Genomic DNA, 17,777 nt, shown 5'->3' on the forward strand with positions numbered 1-17,777 from the left:
CGTACTTGACACTTCGCGTGTGTGCCGGCGACGGGATGTCGAGCAAAGTTGTTCGGAACGTCAGTCTTAGTGTGCTGGTCTCGGGCCGCGCAGCCGAGCCGGCAGGGCCGCCCCGCCCGGCGAGACTGGCGCCGAACTATCGAGATCGACGCGTCCGGCTGCTCGACTCCGCCCGATGGGCAACACGGAAGCTAGGAGAGACAGCATGCGTCAGGCGGGCACTACACGAAGCACTCGAAGGAACAGGTGATCACGGTGATGGATCCGCGGCACGCGATCTTGTTTGAGCCCATCAAGATCGGCCCGAAGGTTCTACCAAATCGCTTCTACCAGGTGCCGCATTGCACGAGCTTCGGCGTCATCCGGCCACGCGCGCAAGCGGCGTTCCGCGGAATGAAGGCCGAGGGCGGATGGGGCGCGGTGTGCACCGAGGAATGCTCGATCCATCCCGAGGCGGATCAGATGCCGATGGTGCTGGCTCGCCTTTGGGACGACGACGACGCGGCCAACCTCTCCCTCATGACTGACGCCGTGCGCGAGAACGGAGCCCTGTCCGGTATCGAGTTGTGGTACGGCGGCATCCACGGACTGAGCATGGAGTCCAGGGCCGTGCAGCGGGCGCCGTCGCAGATTGCCAGCGATCTCGTTCCGATGTCGCCCTGCCGTGAGATGGATCTCGACGACATCAAGGCGGTGCAGGGTTTCTACGTGGATGCCGCCTTGCGCTCACGCGACGCGGGTTTCGACATCATCTGTATCTACGGCGGTCATGAAGGACTGCTCGAACAGTTCCTCTCACCGCACTACAACAAGCGGACCGACGGATACGGCGGTTCGCTGGCTAATCGCGCCCGCATGTGGCGTGAGGTCGTCGAGGGTATCTCCGCCGCTGTTGGGTCGGATTGCGCCATCTCAGTGCGGCTTTCGGCCGACACCATGCGCGGCGAGGATGGCGTTCTTCTCGAACGGGACGTGCTGCCGTTCGTCGAGATGTGTGACGGGGTGGTCGACCTCTGGGATGTGCACATCGGCGGGAGTGATTGGGGAGACGACGCGACACCGTCGCGCTTCTTCAAAAGTGCACGAGCGATGGACTGGGTGAAATCGGTTAAGGAGACGACACGCAAGCCCGTCGTGGCGGTGGGGCGCTTCACCGATCCGAACGAGATGTGCCGCGTCATCAACGATGGTGTACTCGACATCATAGGTGCCGCGCGCCCATCGATCGCCGATCCGTTCCTGCCCGAGAAGATCAAGGCCGGCAGGCTTGAAGACATCCGCGAGTGTATCGGCTGCAACATCTGCGTCTCACGTTTCGAGCACGGCGGACCGCCGATCGTGTGCACTCAGAACGCAACGTCCGGCGAGGAGTACCGCCGCGGCTGGCACCCCGAACGTTTCTCCAGAGCCACCAACGCTGAGAACGACGTGCTCGTCGTCGGAGCAGGTCCCGCCGGCATGGAATGCGCTCGAGTCCTCGGCGAGCGCGGTATGCGCAACGTGCATCTGGTCGACGCGGATGTCGAACTCGGCGGGCACCTCAAGTGGATGGCCAACCTGCCGGGACTGCGAGAATGGAGCCGCGTCATCGACTACCGGTTGACGCAGTTCGCCAAACTCGACAACGTCTCCGTCATCCCCAACACCCGGATGACGGCCCAGGACATCGTCGACTACGGGGCCAGCCTGGTCGTCGTCGCCTCGGGTGCGCATTGGTCGCCCCAAGGACTGGGACCGGTCACCCGCAACGGTATTCCAGGTGCGGACACCCGGATGCCTCACGTCCTCACCCCCGAGCAGATCATGGCGGAGAACAAACCGGTCCCCGGTGAGCGGGTGGTGATCATCGAAGCAGAGGGGTACCACGTTGGGGCCGCGTTGGCCGACCGGCTCTCGGCAGCGGGCAAGTCGGTCACGGTGCTGACGCATCTCGGCGAGCTCGCGCCCTACACGCACTACACCTTGGAAGCGACCCACCTCCGCAAAAAGCTCTACGCGCAAGGAGTCAGTATCGCGGCCTCCATGGTGCCCACCCGCATCACCGCGGAGGGGGTGTGGGCGCACTACGCCTACGCCGATGCCGATGACGCCAAACTCTTCGCCGCAGATGCGGTTGTCCTGGTGACACAACGGGTTTCCGACACCGCCCTCTACCGCGCCATCCTCGACGGCTTCGGTGCGGAAAAACTGGCCGAGGAAGGCATTACGGGGGTGTACAGGATCGGAGACTGTGTGGCGCCACGGATCGTGGCGGAGTCGATTTTTGACGGGCACCGACTGGCGCGCGAGATTGACTCGGCAGATCCGTCGACGCCACTGCCCTACCTGCGCGAGCGGCCCATTGCGCGTGACCTGCCGCTGCTGACTGTTCAGCGGGCTTGACGAAACGCCATGGGATGGAACAGAACACCTGACAGGAATGGTCTGACGGTAGGGCACCCTGCGATCACAGGATTGCCGTGTAAGCCGCTTCCGGCGTTCAACCATAGAAAGGGTATGCGCAATGAAACCGACCTCCCTGGGGCAGGTGTCAGGCGACGGGACGACCGAGGTCGACGCTGTCGTCATCGGCGCCGGCATTGGTGGCCTATATGCCGTACGCCGGCTCGCTGCCGACGGGCTGAGTGTCATCGGTTTCGACAGCGCCACCGACGTCGGCGGGGTGTGGCGACACAATGGTTACCCGGGGGCCCGGGTCGACATCGAGGCGTATTACTACAGTTATTTCGATCCCGACATCTACGGTCAGTGGCAGTGGTCGCAGCGTTACCCACCTCAAGCGGAATTGTTGGCGTACTTGCAGCACTACGCAGACCACTATGGACTGCGGCGGTACTTCCACTTCTCCACCCGGGTGGAGAAGTTGCACTGGCAGCCTCAGATCGATCGTTGGCGGGTATCCACGGATACCGGTGCGACGGTGTATGCGCGCCATATCGTGATGGCGACGGGCCAGCTTTCGAAATCTCGTGAGCTCCCGTTCCCCGGCGTAGCCGATTTCGCCGGCCAATGGCTCGAGACGTCACACTGGCCCGCCGAACCCGTGGACCTCAAAGGCAAACGGGTCGCCGTCATAGGAACGGGATCGTCAGGCGCTCAGGTGATCGCGGCGATCGCCGGACAAGTTGACAGCCTGCACGTATTCCAACGCACTCCCAATTACGTGGTTCCGTCCCAGAACGCCCCGATGGACCAGCAGCGATACCGTCACTACAGCGAAAATCTCGACGATCTGTGGAACCAGGTGATGCGCACCGCGGTGGCCTACGTTGGCCCCACCACCGACGTGCCCGCATCGGCGATGACCGCGCAACAGCAGGAAAAGCGCCTCGAGGACCAGTGGTCTTTCGGCGGACTGTCGATGACATTCGCATTTCCCGATCAGAAGTCGGATCTGCGGACCAACGACCTGGTCTCCGATTTCGTGCGCGGCAAAATCCGGGCGGCGATTGCCGATCCGGCTCTGGCTGACAAGCTCGAACCCCGTGACTATCCGATCGGGACTCGACGTCTGGTGGTATGCAACGGTTATTATGAGGCATTCAACCAGGACAACGTCCACTTGGTGGACCTGCGGACCGAGTCCATCAGTCGAGTGACCGCAACGGGAATCCAAACAAGTTCCGGATTCGTCGAAGTCGACGTGATCGTCTCAGCCCTTGGCTTCGATGCCTTCACCGGTGCTCTAGATGCCATCGACATCCGTAATGCGGACGGTCAGAAGCCGACTGATGGATGGGAGCGCGGTCCGCACGCCTACCTCGGCTTGATGGTGCATGGATTTCCGAACCTTTATGTCCTCACCGGACCCGGGTCTCCTTCGGTACTGGTGAACTTCAACGTGCACAATGTCTTTCACGTTGACTACGTGGCAGACCTCATCTCCTTCATGGACAAGCACGGTTACGTCGCAGTCGAGGCGACTCGTGAGGCCCAAGATCTCTGGCACATCCAGACCCAGGATGCCGCCGAGGGTCTGCTGCGCAAACAGGTGAAGAATTACATGGTGCACGTCAACGATGACGGCTCGCGGGTCTTCATACCGTACGCCGGAGGTTGGTCGACCTATGTCGACATTGCCAACCGCATCGCCGATCAGGGATACGCCGGCTTCGCGTTCACCGGACAGCAACAGTCCGGTGTCACGACCGCGCACCATGACTCCGCAGCTCTACCGATCTCCTAGCACATCTGGCCGGGTGCCTTCTCTGCGGTGAAGGGTGCGGCAGTGATTGGTTTCGCCTGCCGCGGATCGACGGATAACGACTGTTGCCCAGAATGGCGTCGCGGGCGGGCGGTACACCGCCAGTCCGTATCGGGGTGTCGCCGCTACCGCACTGTACGGATCAGGGCCGATCCAGCTTTCGCGTGGGATTGATCTCGGTCTTCGCCGGACTTCCCTCCAGCGGGACGCTGCCCGACCCCGGGTCCCGGTCGCCGCTCGCAATAGCCGTGTGGTCGCCACCGTCCGGACTGGTCGGTCGGTCGGTCGGTTTCACGGGCAACCGCGACACCGACGGGCGCACTGCTGCCCCCAGTTGCTCCGTCCACTCGAAGTTGTGGACACTGTGTCGCCCCCCGAGGCGGCATTGCCGACGTTTCGCCTTTCGACTCCGCTGTACTGTTTGACCACACTTAGGTCATGAGTTCGTCACTGAGAGATGCCACTTCCGCACTCGCGAGCATGCCGGATGCTGCGGACCTTGCTGCCGCAGACTCGCGGCACGTCATCCACGGCTTCAGTCCATTCGGTGACCGAACGCCCGGACCGATCTTCAAGTCGGGACGCGGAATCACGCTGACCGACGTAGAAGGCCAGGATTGGCTCGACGCCTGCGCCGGCCAGGCGAACGTCGCCCTCGGGTATGGCCGGACCGACATCGCCGATGCAGTTGCCGATGCGCTACGCGAGCTGACCTTCGGCACACACTTCTACCAGCGTCGCAGCCACGTGGGCGCGTCCCGCCTGGCCGAACGCCTGGCTCGAATCACTCCGGCCGGACTCGACCAGTTCGTGTACATGCTCGGGGGATCCGATGCCGTGGAGACGGCAATCAAGATAGCCCGGTTTTCCAACGCCGCCATAGGGCGCCCGGAGAAGATGCACATCATCGGCCGGTGGAACAGTTACCACGGCGTCACCTACGCCGGGTCCAGCATGACCGGCGATCCGGCGATGTGGCGCAATATTGGCCCGAGGCTGGAAGGGTTCTCCCACATCGACCAGCCGGAGACCGACTCCGTCGGCGCCGCGCGTCTGTTGGAGGACGAGATCTTGCGCATCGGCGCCGACAAGGTTGCCGCGTTCATGGCCGAGCCCATCTCGACTCCGAACGGTATCGTCGTGCCGCCGGCGGACTACTGGGCCCAGATTCGAGAAATCTGCCATCGCTACGACATCCTGCTGATCAGCGATGAGGTGCTCACCGGATTCGGGCGCAGCGGAACGATGTTCGCGGTGGAGAACTGGGATCTGCGCCCCGACATCCTGACCATGTCGAAAGCCATCACCGCAGGGTTCTTCCCGCTCGCGGTCGTCGCGATCAGTGGTGAGCTCCGGGAGAAGCTGTCGGCCAGCAGCGACGCCTTCGTTCACGGCGTGACCGCTGGTGGACACCCGGCAGCCTGCGCCGCCGCCCTGGCCACCTTGGACATCTACGAGCGGGAGAACGTCCTGGCGAACAGCGTCACCGCCGGACGGTACCTGTCGACGAAGCTGCATGCACTCGCCGACAGCTACCCGGTCCTGGACAAGAGCAGCGTCCGCGGAATCGGGATGATGCATGCGGTGGATCTCGACCCGGAGGCCGTCGACCCTGACTACGGGGCAGCCCTGCATGCCGAGTTCCTCAAGCAGCGCGTCTTCGTACGGACATACCGCGCCAATCAGACCATCGGTCTATTGCCCTCGCTGACCCTGACCACCGAGGACATCGACGCCATTACCGGGCGGATGGCGGCAGCGCTGGACGTCACCCGACCGTCGGTCCGCTCCGGCAACTGACGCACCCGACCGAGCACAATTTTCCCGCAACGAAGAGGAAGACCCATGACGCAGACCATGAAAAGTACGCTCACCGAACGAGTTCCGAGTCTCGAGAGGCTGACCCGGCCGTTCATCAATGGTGCCTACGTCGACGCGCAGTCCGCTGAGACGTTCGAGAACATCAGTCCCGTCAACGGTGACCGCCTACCCGATCTCGCCTCCGGCAATGCCGCCGACATCGATGCCGCGGTGGCCTCGGCCCGCGACAGCTTTGATGCCGGTGACTGGCGGCGTCGCTCGCCGCGCGAGCGCAAAGTCGTTCTACAGCAGTTCGCCCGCAATCTCCGGGACAACACCGAGGAGCTCGCTGCCCTGCAGACCGTCGAGATGGGCAAACCGATCAAGGACGGCCGGTGGGAGGTCGACTACAGCGCGACAGTTCTGGAGTGGTTCGGCGAAGCCGTCGACCATCTCTACGACGAGGTTGCACCCATCGGAGAGGTCGGCCACGCGACCATCACCCGCGTACCCATGGGCGTCGTCGCCGCCATCACGCCGTGGAACAACCCGCTGCTGATGCCCGCGGTCAAGATCGCACCGGCACTGGCCGCTGGTAACTCGATGGTTCTCAAGCCTGCCGAGCAGTCACCGGCGATCGCCTTGCGAATCGCCGAACTAGCGCTGGAAGCCGGCGTTCCCGCCGGTGTGCTCAACGTCGTGCCCGGACTTGGTGAAACCGCCGGCAAGGCACTGTCCGAGCACTCCGATGTCGAGGCGCTCGGATTCACCGGTTCGACGACGGTCGGCCGAATCATTCTAAAAGCGGCCGCAGAATCGAACCTCAAGAAGATCTCCCTCGAGCTCGGCGGCAAGTCGCCCGCACTCGTTCTCGAAGATGCGAAACACATGCTGGACCTGATCGCGGTCAAGACTGCGATGTCGATCTTCGGCAATGCCGGTCAGATGTGTGATTCGAGTTCGCGCCTGATCGTTCACGAATCGCTTGCCGATGAATTGATCGACCGGATGGGCGCCGTCGCAGCCGAATGGCAGCCAGGGGACCCGTTCGACGATGCCACCGCGATGGGTGCCATCGTGGATTCCCGTCAGCTGGACCGGATCATGGGCTTCATCGACGGTGTCGCACCCGGCGGTGCATCGATCGCGCACGGCGGCAATCGCGTTCGCCAGGAAACGGGCGGCTTTTACGTGGAGCCGACAGTCGTCCGTGGTGTCACCAATGACATGGACATCGCGCGCAGGGAGATCTTCGGTCCGGTGCTCTCGGTCATCACGTTCTCCGACGACCAAGAGGGTCTGCGTATCGCCAACGACACCACCTACGGGTTGGCGGCCAAGCTGTGGACCGGCGACTTGACGAAAGCCCACCGTCTTTCCCGTGAGCTGCGCTCCGGCGCTGTCCTGGTCAACGGTGACGAACTCTTCGACGTCACGCTGCCGCACGGCGGCTTCAAGCTCTCCGGTATCGGCCGCGACTACTCACACCATGCCTTCGACAACTGGACGCAACTGAAGACGACTTTCATCAATCTGCAGTGACCTCGCGAACGACAGCTGCCGCCGCGGGCATTGCTCCGCGGCGGCAGCTGTCGTTCGGTGCCGAGATGAGCCTGCTCGGTGGTCAGAGTTGCCCGGTGGGGATGTGCTTGAGCACGCGCAGCGCGAGGTGCAGCCCAAGCCGAACGTCCGAGTCGTCGAGGTCGACGCCGAGCAACGATTGAATGCGCTCCACCCGGTTGTACAGCGACTGCCGCTCCAGGTGCAGAGCACGGGCGGTCTCGGTCTTCTGACCGCGCTGGTCTAGCAAGACCTCCAGGGTCTTGACCAGCTGCGTGTGTCGCTGAGCGTCGTACGTGACCAAACGTTCCAGTCGCAACCGGGCAAAGCGCTCGAGATCGGGATTGTCGCGCAGACTCCAGATCAGCCTGTCCAGATCGAGATCGGTGGCGTCATGCCAGCTGCGGGGCGGACTGTGCAAAGCGCCGTCCAAGGCATCTACCGAGACGGCCAGACCTTCGATCGCTGCCTGCCACGTGTGCACCGCAGGACCGACCGACAGCACCGCTGCCCGCGGCTCCACGAGATGGCGCTTGGCCGCGTCTTGAACCACCTGTGCGACCCTGTCGACGATGCGGCCGCGGTGGGCAACATCCTCGACGCCGATCATCATGAGGGTTGGGTCCGCCGTAGCGGCCTCGTCGATCAGTGCGGCTATACCGACGTTGTCCAGTTCGGAGTGGACATCGCGCCACACAAGCCGCCACTGATGATCTTCTGAAGCGACCGTCGTCGCCCGATGATGGCGTGCCCGCCGGATGCCGACCGGAATCATCACCGGCGGGGTGAACCCGAACGCCACGGCGCGGGCCTCGGCCGCGTACGGTTCCGTCGAGCCGGCCAGCAGGGAGGCCAGGAAACCGCCGTGCCGGCCGTTACTGGCGAACACCGCATCGCGGCGACGATTGCCGATCACCAGCAAGCTCACCACCTGGGCGGCTCGTTCCAACGCCACGAGGGCCGCCTCGTCGAAACAACCACCATCGGCGATGCCGAGACCGAGCGCGACGAGGCGGCCGTCCCGCGCGCCGTCCATGGTCAGATGCTTCTCGATGAACGGTGCGGCACCGTCGACCGACCGAGTGATCAATTCCCAGCCGGCGGTGACGTCGCGCTCGGTGAGCCCGTTCAGCGCTCGATACACGAATCCACCACCGGCCCGCTCATAGAGGACGGGCTCGCCGAGAGTTGCGGCCAAGGCGTCAAGCACCTCGGCGATCCCGCCACCTTCGAGCACCAGTTGCGTCAGCTGGTGCTGAAACTCCTGCGCATGGTCCAGCAGGGTGATCTTCTGGTTGACGATCTGGGTGTGAATCGCCTCGGTGACCTCGATGAACGCGACCGGTAGATGCAGCGCCACCAGGGTCAGGTTGCGCTTGTGGCACTCGTCGATGAGGTGTCGTGGCACGCTGTGGAAGTTCGCGCCGAGCTCGAGGACCATGGCGGCGATTCCGCGTTCGGCCAACTCCACTATGAGTCGCCGGTCGGACGCTTCCGGGCCCTGAAACATCCGACCCTCAGTCAGGACCAGCTCTCCGCCTCGCAGAACCGACGCAATGTCGCGGACCTCCACCACATGCACCCAACGGATGGCGCGGTCCAAGCTCTCCCTCCCGGCGACGACTTCGGGCGCACCCCCGCGGAGAGCGGGCAGCTGCAGGGCCCGGCGGACCGTCAAGGTTTCAGACACCCACCGATTGTGGCTGACTCGTCGCTCATCGCAGGTGAACGGATCAAGGTTCTGACATTCCGTCGTGCTTACGCAGAAGACGCTTGACACGGCGCTGCTGGGGTGGCCCACCAACGTGGCGCAATATTTTGCTCAGGATCGCCGAACTGCGTTGGGAGCTTGTCGATGAGTATGCCGATCGTCGGTTACACGGATCGCCTCACGGTCGAGCCGGGGGAGACGGTGGAATTCAAGATCAGCTGTGTCGAGACGGACTTCAGCGCTTCGCTGGTACGCCTGATCCACGGTGACACCAATCCGGCAGGCCCGGGATTCAAGTCGCGACACGTGCCGTCGACGATCGAAGGTGTACATCCTGGCAATCACCAGCCGCTGCGCCCAGGGTCCTACGTCCGCATACCGCACCGCGTCGGGCTGACACCTGCTGCCAGCTTCTCCATTCACCTGTGGATGTGGATCAATTCGTCCACCGATGGCCGACAGACCCTGCTGTCTCAAGGGGTGGTCGACGCCGGCGGCTACGCCTTACGCCTTGAGGACGGTCGGATCGCGGCGGGGATCGGCGATCAGGTGGTCACCGTGTCCAGCCCGATTCTGCCCCGTCGCTGGTACTCGGTCGCGGCGGTGTTCGATGCCGCTGCGGGCGAGGTGCGACTCGACGTAGTGCCCAGGGCGATCAACCAGGGTCCGCAACACCATCGCGCGGTCGGTGCAATAACCATGCCGCAACCCGGCCCGGCCGACGTCCTCATCGCTGCTGAACAGCTCAGCGACGGTCTGACCGGAAACTTCTACAACGGCAAGATCGACTCGCCCCGCATCTACCCGGCTGCGCTGACCGAGGCTGCGATGGAGGTCACCAGGCAGGACACTCCGGAGCGCGCCGCGGGTTCAGCGCTCGCCGCGTGGGACTTCGCCAGCGACATCAGCAATTGGACAGTGAACGACGCGTGCGGCAGCTTCCATGGGCATACGGTCAACAAACCGATGCGCGGTGCCACCGGGCACAACTGGGACGGAAGCGAGACATCGTGGGCGCATGCGCCTGAGCAGTACGGCGCAATCCACTTCCACGACGACGACCTTGCCGATGCGGGCTGGGAGACAACGTTCCAGTGGACGGTTCCCGACGATCTCTCGAGTGGCGTCTACGCGGCACACGTGACCGCCGGTGATGCGGAAGACTATCTACCGATCTTCGTCCGGCCACGTGCCGGCCACCCGACGGCCAAGATCGCGCTCCTCATCCCCACGTTCAGCTACCTGGCATATGCCAATGAACAGCTCCTCAACAGCCCCCTCCTCGACAAAGGTGACTACCCGGCACAAATTCAGGACCGCTACATCGTCGAGAACCGCTTGCTGAGCCTCTACGACAAGCACAGCGACGGGTCGGGCGTCTGCTACTCATCGCGGTTGCGGCCGGTGGTCAATATGCGCCCGAAATGCAACATGGCCTGGCTCGACGGCGGAAAGGGTTCGCCGCACCAGTTCAACGCCGACCTGCACATCGTTGATTGGCTGGAGGAAAACGCTTACGAAGTAGACGTTTTCACCGATGAGGACTTGCACCGCGAGGGTCATGCGCTGCTGGCGCCCTACAAGGCGGTTCTGACCGGCTCGCATCACGAGTACTGGTCGGGCGAGATGCTCGACGCTGCGCAGCGGTATCTGCAGGGCGGAGGCCGCTTGCTGTCGTTGTGCGGCAACGGGATGTACTGGGTCACCCAACTCGATCCGGAGACCGGTACCAGTGTCGAGATCCGCCGGCGCGGCCCAGCGACGCGAATGTGGGAGCCCGAACCCGGCGAGGCGCATTTGAGTAGCACCGGCGAGCTGGGTGGCACCTGGCGCTTCCGCGGTCGCGGTCCGCAATCGTGGATCGGTGCGGGCTACACCGCCGAGACGGCGGGGATCGGTCGTCCCTTCCGGCGCACGGACCGAAGCCACGATGAGGACGTCGCGTTCATCTTCGACGGTGTCGGGGGAGAGCTGATCGGTGACTTCCCATGTCTTGTCAATTCCTATGGCGCAGCAGGATTCGAGTTCGACCGTGCCGATCTGGCGCTCGGCACCCCAGCCGAGACCGTGATCCTGGCCACGGCCGACGGGTTCGACGACGGCGCTCAAGGAGCCATTGACGATGTCTTGCTGTCCGATTCCAGTCAAGGCGGCACCCAGAGTCCCCTGGTTCGCGCTGATATGACGTTCCTGAAATATCCCGCCGGGGGAGCGGTGTTCTCAGTCAGCTCCATCGCGTGGGCCGGTTGCCTGTCGTACAACGGATATGACAACAACGTCTCCCGCATCACCCGCAATGTGCTGGAAGCATTCGTCGCAGACGAGATCTGAACCCGCACCTCGAACTTCGACCACGCAAGCAGATGGCTGCGCAGAGCGGCCGTGGCGGATAGCGACGCGTCAAGGGCATGCCGCACCGGTCTCCCACTCGCGTCGAGGATCGCGCCCGAACCAACTCACGACGGAGGAATTCCCACATGCCCATCGCCAGCGTCAACCCGGCAACCGGTGAGATCATCGAAACTTTCGATGCGCATGGCGACGCCGAGGTGCAGCGACGTATTGCCGAAGCCGCCGACGCTGCACAGGCGCTGCGTGAAACGACGTACGCCCAACGCGCCGAGTTGATGAAGGCGTCGGCCGGCCTACTGGAAGCCGATATCGAGCCGGTTGCCGAGATGATCACCCGCGAGATGGGTAAGCCCATCGCCCAGTCGCGCGGCGAAGTTCTCAAGTGCGCGAAAAGCATGCGCTTCTATGCCGAGCACGCTGAATCGTTCCTCGCCACCGACTCTTTGGCGGATCCCTCTGCAGTTGGTGCGTCCGAGGCAGGCGCGATGTGGCAGCCGTTAGGCGTGGTGCTGGCTGTGATGCCTTGGAACTACCCACTGTGGCAGGTCCTGCGGTTCGCTGCGCCCGCTCTGATGGCAGGTAACACCGGCCTGCTCAAACATGCGTCGAACGTGCCGCAGTCGGCCATGTACCTCGACGCCCTCTTCGAGAGAGGTGGGTTTCCGGTGGGCTCCTTCCGGACCCTGCTCATCGGGTCAGCTGAGGTCGCGGCGGTACTCGAGGACACCCGCGTCAAGGCCGTGACGTTGACCGGTTCCGAGCCGGCGGGCCGCTCGGTGGCTGCCGCGGCCGGGCAGCAAATCAAGAAGGCCGTCCTGGAGCTGGGGGGGTCCGATCCGTTCATTGTGATGCCCAGCGCCGATCTGGAGGCCGCAGCCGCCACCGCTGTCAAGGCGCGCATCTCGAATAACGGTCAATCATGCGTTGCTGCAAAGCGTTTCATCGTACACGCCGATGTGTATGGTGCGTTTGCGGAATTGTTCGCCGCGAAGATGGCCGCACTGACCGTCGGTGACCCGATGGACGAGGCGGTCGATGTCGGTCCGCTGGCCACCGAGTCGGGTCGCGACGAGGTGGCCGAGTTGGTGGACGACGCGGTGGCCAAGGGCGCACGAGTGCTCGTCGGCGGCTCAGTACCGGAGCGTGTGGGTTGGTACTACCCGCCGACCGTCCTGGCTGACCTGACCGACGACATGCGCGTCGTCTTGGAAGAAACCTTCGGTCCCGTCGCGTCGCTGTACGAAGTCGTCGACCGCGACGAGGCCGTCAGGATCGCCAACCAGACCACCTTTGGGCTCAGTTCCGCGGTGTGGACCACCGATGCTGCTGAACAGGCTTGGTTTGTCGACCGGCTCGACGCCGGAGCGGTTTTCGTCAACGGGATGACGGTGTCCTATCCTGAGCTGCCCTTCGGTGGGATCAAAGCATCCGGTTATGGCCGCGAACTCGCGGCGTCGGGGATCCGTGAATTCTGCAACCTCAAGACGGTCTGGAAGGCTTGAGTCCCGTCTATCGCCCGAATGGCCGTGAACCATGTCGGTGGTGTGCGTGCCCGTCGGACCGATCGGTGACAACCTGGCGAACCCTTGACGAAGTGTGAACTCCTCGCAATCACCGCCTGACAGTCCGAGGGGTGTCCGCTGTCACACGGGGGACGACAATTTTTCCCAGAGAGAGCCCGTTCCCTCTGCCAGCCCGGGTCTTCCCAAGGAGCCTGCTCATGTCTGTAATTGATCACGACAACTACTTCACCAGCTTGCCCCGCGATTACTACCTCGATGACGGTCGGTACACCGATGAATTGGCTAAAGTCTGGGGTCAGCAGTGGATCTACGCCGGTCACATCTCCCAGATTCCGAAGAGCGGCGACTACTTCAGTTTCGCGGTCGGAACCGAGAACGTCCTGGTGGTCCGCAACGGCGACGACGTCCATGCCGTTCACAACGTCTGCCGGCATCGCGGGCTGCAACTGTGCAATGAACCCACCGGCCGGGTCGGTCGGAGAATTGTCTGCCCTTACCACTCATGGAGCTACGGCCTCGACGGGAGGTTGCTCAAGGCAACTCGCCAGGCCGACGGCGAGTTCTTCGGTTACAAGGACTTCAATCTGTTTCCAATTCACGTGTCGGTGTGGCACGGATTCATCTTCATCAGCCTCGCGGAAGTGGCCCCTGCTCCGGTGTCATCCATGATCGACGAGAAGGCCGATGCCGATATGGCGATCCTCGATCCCACGCGGCTCAAGGTGGCGCACGAGATCACCTATTACGCCGACGCCAACTGGAAGCTGTTGCTCGAAAACGGCGTCGAGTGCTACCACTGCCCGTCGGTGCATCCGGAGTTCTGCGTGTCGCTCGACTCTCAGGAGATGTCGGACTACTACGAAGAAGACTACGTCGGCGATCTGGTCCAAGGCCTGGTCATCCCGGTGAAGCGGGAGTTGGAGTCGCTCTCGATGGACGGCAGTTACGTGTCGAAGAAGTTGCTCGGTGAGTTCGGTCGGGGCGCCGCGGTGCCCGACGATTTCGGCGCGGGATTCATGACCCAACCTGGATACGCGTGGGGCGGATTCCACCCGGATTATGGGATGGTTGCCAGCACCCTGCCGATCTCAGCTACACGAACCAAGATGGTGTGTTGGTGGTTCGTGCACGAAGACGCCGACGAAGGCGTTGATTACGACCTCGACGCACTCATCAAGCTCTGGGACGTCACCAATCATCAGGATCTGCAGATCCAGGAGCGCCAACAAGTGGGACTGACCTCGCAGCGCTACGTCCCGGGACCCAATTCGCCGTCTCAGGAACCCGGTATTCGCGCCGCACTGCGCAAGTATCTGGAGATGATGGGAGAACCGAGCTGACCGCGCAGAGTTCACGTCAGGGGCGCCTGACCGGTAAGGCTGCTGTGGTCACCGGTGCCACCAGCGGGCTCGGTTTCGCAGTGGCGCAGGCCATGGCCGCCGAGGGCGCCAAGGTGGTGGCGGTTGGGCGCAATGCCGACCGCGGATACGAAATGGTCGAATCGATTGCGGCGGCTGGCCATAGTGCGGTGTTCGTGCGTGCGGACGTGGCGGTGGAGGAAGATATCGTCAGGGCAATCGAGTTCTGCCGCTGCGAGTTCGGTTCGGTGGACATCGTGCACAACAACGCGGCGTTCTTCGTGTCCGCAGAGTTGCATCAGACCACGAACGAAGATTGGGATCGCGCACTGCGGACCAATCTGAGTTCGGTGTTCTGGGGCTGTAAGCACGCAGTGCTTGCCATGCGAGAACAGGGTCGCGGAGGCTCGATCATCAATACCGCTTCAGTGGCCGCGTTCACCGCGACAGCCGACACGGCGGCCTACGTCGCAACGAAATCCGGTGTCATGGGCCTCACCCGGTCCGTTGCTCTCGCGTACGCCTCAGAAGGAATCCGCTGTAATGCGCTGTGTCCAGGTGATTTCGAGTCGCCGATGTTCGACGCCTTCCTGGCAAGTCAGACCGACCCTGACACAGTGCGGAAGGACTTCGAGGCCCTGTACCCGACCAAGCGAATACTCAAGCCCGTCGATGTGGCCAACGCTGCCGTCTTCCTGGCATCTGACGAAGCCCTGGGCGTCAACGGAACCTCGCTCGTGGTTGACGATGGGCTCCTGGCCAAGACCTACTGATCGTCGGAGCGTCCTGTCGTGAGCCAGTTGATCCAGCTCCGAGTCGTCTCGGTCATCGCGGAAACCGACGACGCCAAGTCCTTTCGACTGCAGGCGTCCGGGCCGCTTTCCTACAAGCCAGGCCAGTTCCTCACCGTCGGAATTCCGTCGGACCGCGGAACGGTGGCTCGGTGCTATTCGATGTCCAGCGCACCCCATGAGGACGACGTCACGATCACCGTCAAGCGCACACCGCAGGGTTACGCCTCGAATTGGATGTGCGATCACGTGGTCCCCGGGGATACCCTCATCGCACTGCCGCCATCCGGCAACTTCGTCCCGCCGATGCACGATGCTGATGTGCTGCTTTACGCTGCCGGCAGCGGGGTCACCCCCGTCATGTCGATCGCGAAGTACGTTCTCGAGCAGACAAATAGGCAGGTGGCGCTGTTCTACGCCAACCGGGACCAGTCCTCGGTCATCTTCGCCGACCAGTTGCGTGCAATGTCGAAAGAGCATGTGGAGCGGCTCCATGTCGTGCACTGGCTGGAGGAGCTGCAATCGCTTCCCCGAAAAGTTGACCTGCAGCGGTTCGCGGCAGCTTATCCGCGACACTCCGCGTACACCTGTGGGCCGGCGCCCTTCATGGATGCGGTCACCGATGCGCTGAAGCCTCTGGGGTTCCACGGTGACCGCCTGAAGCGTGAAGTGTTTCGATCTTTGGCCGGCAACCCGTTCGAAGTCGAGGAAACAGCCTCGAAGGCGGGTGCCGACCTGGCCCGAGTCGAGGGCTCCTGTGATGGAGTTGACTTCGACTTCGATGATTGGCCGTCTGACGTGCCTCTGCTGCAGCACCTGCTGTCCAAGGGGATAGCTGCCCCGTTCTCTTGCCGTAGCGGCGAATGCGGCGCCTGCTGCTTTCAGCTGATCGAGGGTGCCGTCGAGATGGAGCAGAACGATGTTCTGGACCCCGAAGAACTCGCCGACGGATACCGACTTGCCTGCCAGGCCAAGCCTTCATCGAAATCGATCGTCATCACCTACGGCTGAGGCGCGCACACGGACGCCGCCAGGTGTCGTGATGTCAGCGCCAAGGCTCGGTTGGACACCGAGCAGGTGGACATCAGTCGAAGGCTGTGCGTCCGCGCATCGCCACCGAGGTTGGCACGGTCAGCGGCGGACTGTCTTGCCGCTCGGCAGGCAATGGTGGTGGTGGCTAGAACCTGACGATGGCGGGCACGTCGGCGAGAACACACCCTGGTGTGGTGTCTGCGACCCGTAGCAGGAAATTGAGCTTTTCGATGCGCTCGCCTGAGCGCGGTGCGCCGTTCTTCTGGAACGGCACCGACAGCCCGACCGACAGGTCCATGACGACGTCGTCGATGACGCCGCCGGAGCGGCCAGACGGAATCGCCAGAAGCTGGTTGTCGAGCGCGTAGCAGTAGCAGTCGAGCGCTTCGGTGATGGTGCCGACCTGGTTGGGTTTGAGGACGAAGCCGCCGACGGCCGAGGACTCGACCGCGTGATGCAAACGATCGCGGTTGGTGACCACCAGGTCATCGCCCAGGATGATCGACTTGTCGATGGTGGCCACAGCCTTGGTGTATCCGGCCCAATCATCCTCGTCGAGGAGATCTTCGATGAAGACGAAGGGGAACTCGTTGCTGAGCCTGCGGGTGTAGTCGATCAGATCGTCGGAGGTGACGCGTTCGCCGTTGAGTTCGTAGGTGCCGGTGGCATCGTCGTACATCTCGCTGGAGGCGCAGTCCAAGGCGAAAGCCATGGTGTCGGCCACACCGGCGCGCTCCACCGCGGTCATCAGCAACCGCAACACTTCCCGCGGGTCCGAAGACGGGCTCGCGAAACCGTAGGACGACGCCACCTGCGGTTTGCGGCCCAAATACTCGGCCAGGACCGCTTCGAGCACGCCGAACAGCTTCACGCTCTTTTCGACGGCATCCTGAATCGAGACCGCCTTATACGGCATGACGATGAACTCGTTGAACGGCTGTACGACGGTGCCGTACCGCCCTCCGTTGATCATGTTGAAGCTGGGCACCGGGACTTGGGCCACCGGCCCGGGGCCGTAGTGCTTGGCGATCCATGCGTACGTGGGGAGGCTCGCGGCGGCGGCGGTGGCGCGCAACAGGGCGATGGAGGTCGAGTAGATGGCGTTGCCGCCGAGACGGCTTTTGTTGGGCGTGCCGTCGAGTTCGATCATGAGCCGGTCGTTGGCTTCGACGTCGAGTTCCTTGCCGATCAGGGCTGGGGCGATCTCCTGGTTCACGGCATCTACAGCGCGGTGGACGCTGAGCCCGTTGTACTCGGCGGGGTCTCCGTCGCGCAGGATGAACGCTTCATGTGCGCCGACGGAGCTGCCGGTCGGTGACGCGCCGCGGCCGACATGTCCGCCATCGGTGACTATTTCCACCTCGACCAACGGGCGTGTCTTGCAGTCGAGAAGCTGGCGGGCGGTCACTGAGGTGATCTTCATGGTGTCTTTCGAATCCGGGGCAC

11 protein-coding genes are annotated in these 17,777 nt (G+C 63.2%); 9 read left to right on the top strand and 2 right to left on the bottom strand.

The genetic code is table 11. The annotated features are described in order from the left end of the window. Positions 1 to 246: 246 nt before the first annotated feature. From ACN27E_RS05050 to ACN27E_RS05065, 4 genes are all read left to right on the top strand, one after another. Complete coding sequence (locus ACN27E_RS05050) at positions 247 to 2,382, top strand: FAD-dependent oxidoreductase (protein ID WP_422747074.1); 2,136 nt, start codon at positions 247 to 249, stop codon at positions 2,380 to 2,382. Between the two features lie 121 nt (positions 2,383 to 2,503). Further along, on the top strand, positions 2,504 to 4,186 hold the full coding sequence (locus ACN27E_RS05055; RefSeq protein WP_422747075.1) for a flavin-containing monooxygenase: 1,683 nt from the start codon (positions 2,504 to 2,506) through the stop codon (positions 4,184 to 4,186). Positions 4,187 to 4,642: 456 nt separating this feature from the next. Beyond that, positions 4,643 to 6,004 carry an aspartate aminotransferase family protein gene (locus ACN27E_RS05060; RefSeq protein WP_422747076.1) on the top strand — a complete coding sequence of 454 codons (1,362 nt, stop codon included), beginning with the start codon at positions 4,643 to 4,645 and terminating at the stop codon, positions 6,002 to 6,004. 45 nt (positions 6,005 to 6,049) lie between these two features. Next, on the top strand, positions 6,050 to 7,546 hold the full coding sequence (locus ACN27E_RS05065) for an aldehyde dehydrogenase family protein (protein WP_422747078.1): 1,497 nt from the start codon (positions 6,050 to 6,052) through the stop codon (positions 7,544 to 7,546). A gap of 82 nt (positions 7,547 to 7,628) precedes the next feature. Here ACN27E_RS05065 and ACN27E_RS05070 read toward each other — a convergent pair whose 3' ends face one another. Continuing rightward, positions 7,629 to 9,254: a PucR family transcriptional regulator gene (locus ACN27E_RS05070; protein WP_422747079.1), complete on the bottom strand. Its 1,626-nt coding sequence runs from the start codon at positions 9,252 to 9,254 to the stop codon at positions 7,629 to 7,631. A 165-nt stretch (positions 9,255 to 9,419) separates the two neighbouring features. On the opposite strand from ACN27E_RS05070, the gene ACN27E_RS05075 reads away from it, so the two are divergent. The 5 genes from ACN27E_RS05075 to ACN27E_RS05095 all read left to right on the top strand — a co-directional run bounded on the left by ACN27E_RS05075 (position 9,420) and on the right by ACN27E_RS05095 (position 16,310). Beyond that, positions 9,420 to 11,606, top strand: coding sequence for a N,N-dimethylformamidase beta subunit family domain-containing protein (locus ACN27E_RS05075; RefSeq protein ID WP_422747081.1), 2,187 nt, complete (start codon positions 9,420 to 9,422; stop codon positions 11,604 to 11,606). A gap of 146 nt (positions 11,607 to 11,752) precedes the next feature. Beyond that, positions 11,753 to 13,129: an NADP-dependent succinic semialdehyde dehydrogenase gene (locus tag ACN27E_RS05080; RefSeq protein WP_422747082.1), complete on the top strand. Its 1,377-nt coding sequence runs from the start codon at positions 11,753 to 11,755 to the stop codon at positions 13,127 to 13,129. A gap of 131 nt (positions 13,130 to 13,260) precedes the next feature. Beyond that, a complete protein-coding gene (locus ACN27E_RS05085; RefSeq protein ID WP_422747084.1) occupies positions 13,261 to 14,490 on the top strand; it encodes an aromatic ring-hydroxylating oxygenase subunit alpha in 1,230 nt (409 codons plus the stop codon). 26 nt (positions 14,491 to 14,516) lie between these two features. Next, entirely contained in the window at positions 14,517 to 15,281 is a 765-nt protein-coding gene (locus ACN27E_RS05090) for an SDR family NAD(P)-dependent oxidoreductase (RefSeq protein WP_422749622.1), read from the top strand. A gap of 18 nt (positions 15,282 to 15,299) precedes the next feature. After that, on the top strand, positions 15,300 to 16,310 hold the full coding sequence (locus tag ACN27E_RS05095; protein WP_422747086.1) for a 2Fe-2S iron-sulfur cluster-binding protein: 1,011 nt from the start codon (positions 15,300 to 15,302) through the stop codon (positions 16,308 to 16,310). 166 nt (positions 16,311 to 16,476) lie between these two features. Here the strand turns inward: ACN27E_RS05095 and eno are convergent, their stop codons facing one another. After that, on the bottom strand, positions 16,477 to 17,754 hold the full coding sequence (gene eno, locus ACN27E_RS05100) for a phosphopyruvate hydratase (protein WP_422747088.1): 1,278 nt from the start codon (positions 17,752 to 17,754) through the stop codon (positions 16,477 to 16,479). Between the last annotated feature and the right edge of the window lie 23 nt (positions 17,755 to 17,777).

It is taken from the genome of Mycobacterium sp. WMMD1722 (assembly GCF_049315205.1).
Classification (GTDB): Bacteria; Actinomycetota; Actinomycetes; order Mycobacteriales; family Mycobacteriaceae; genus Mycobacterium.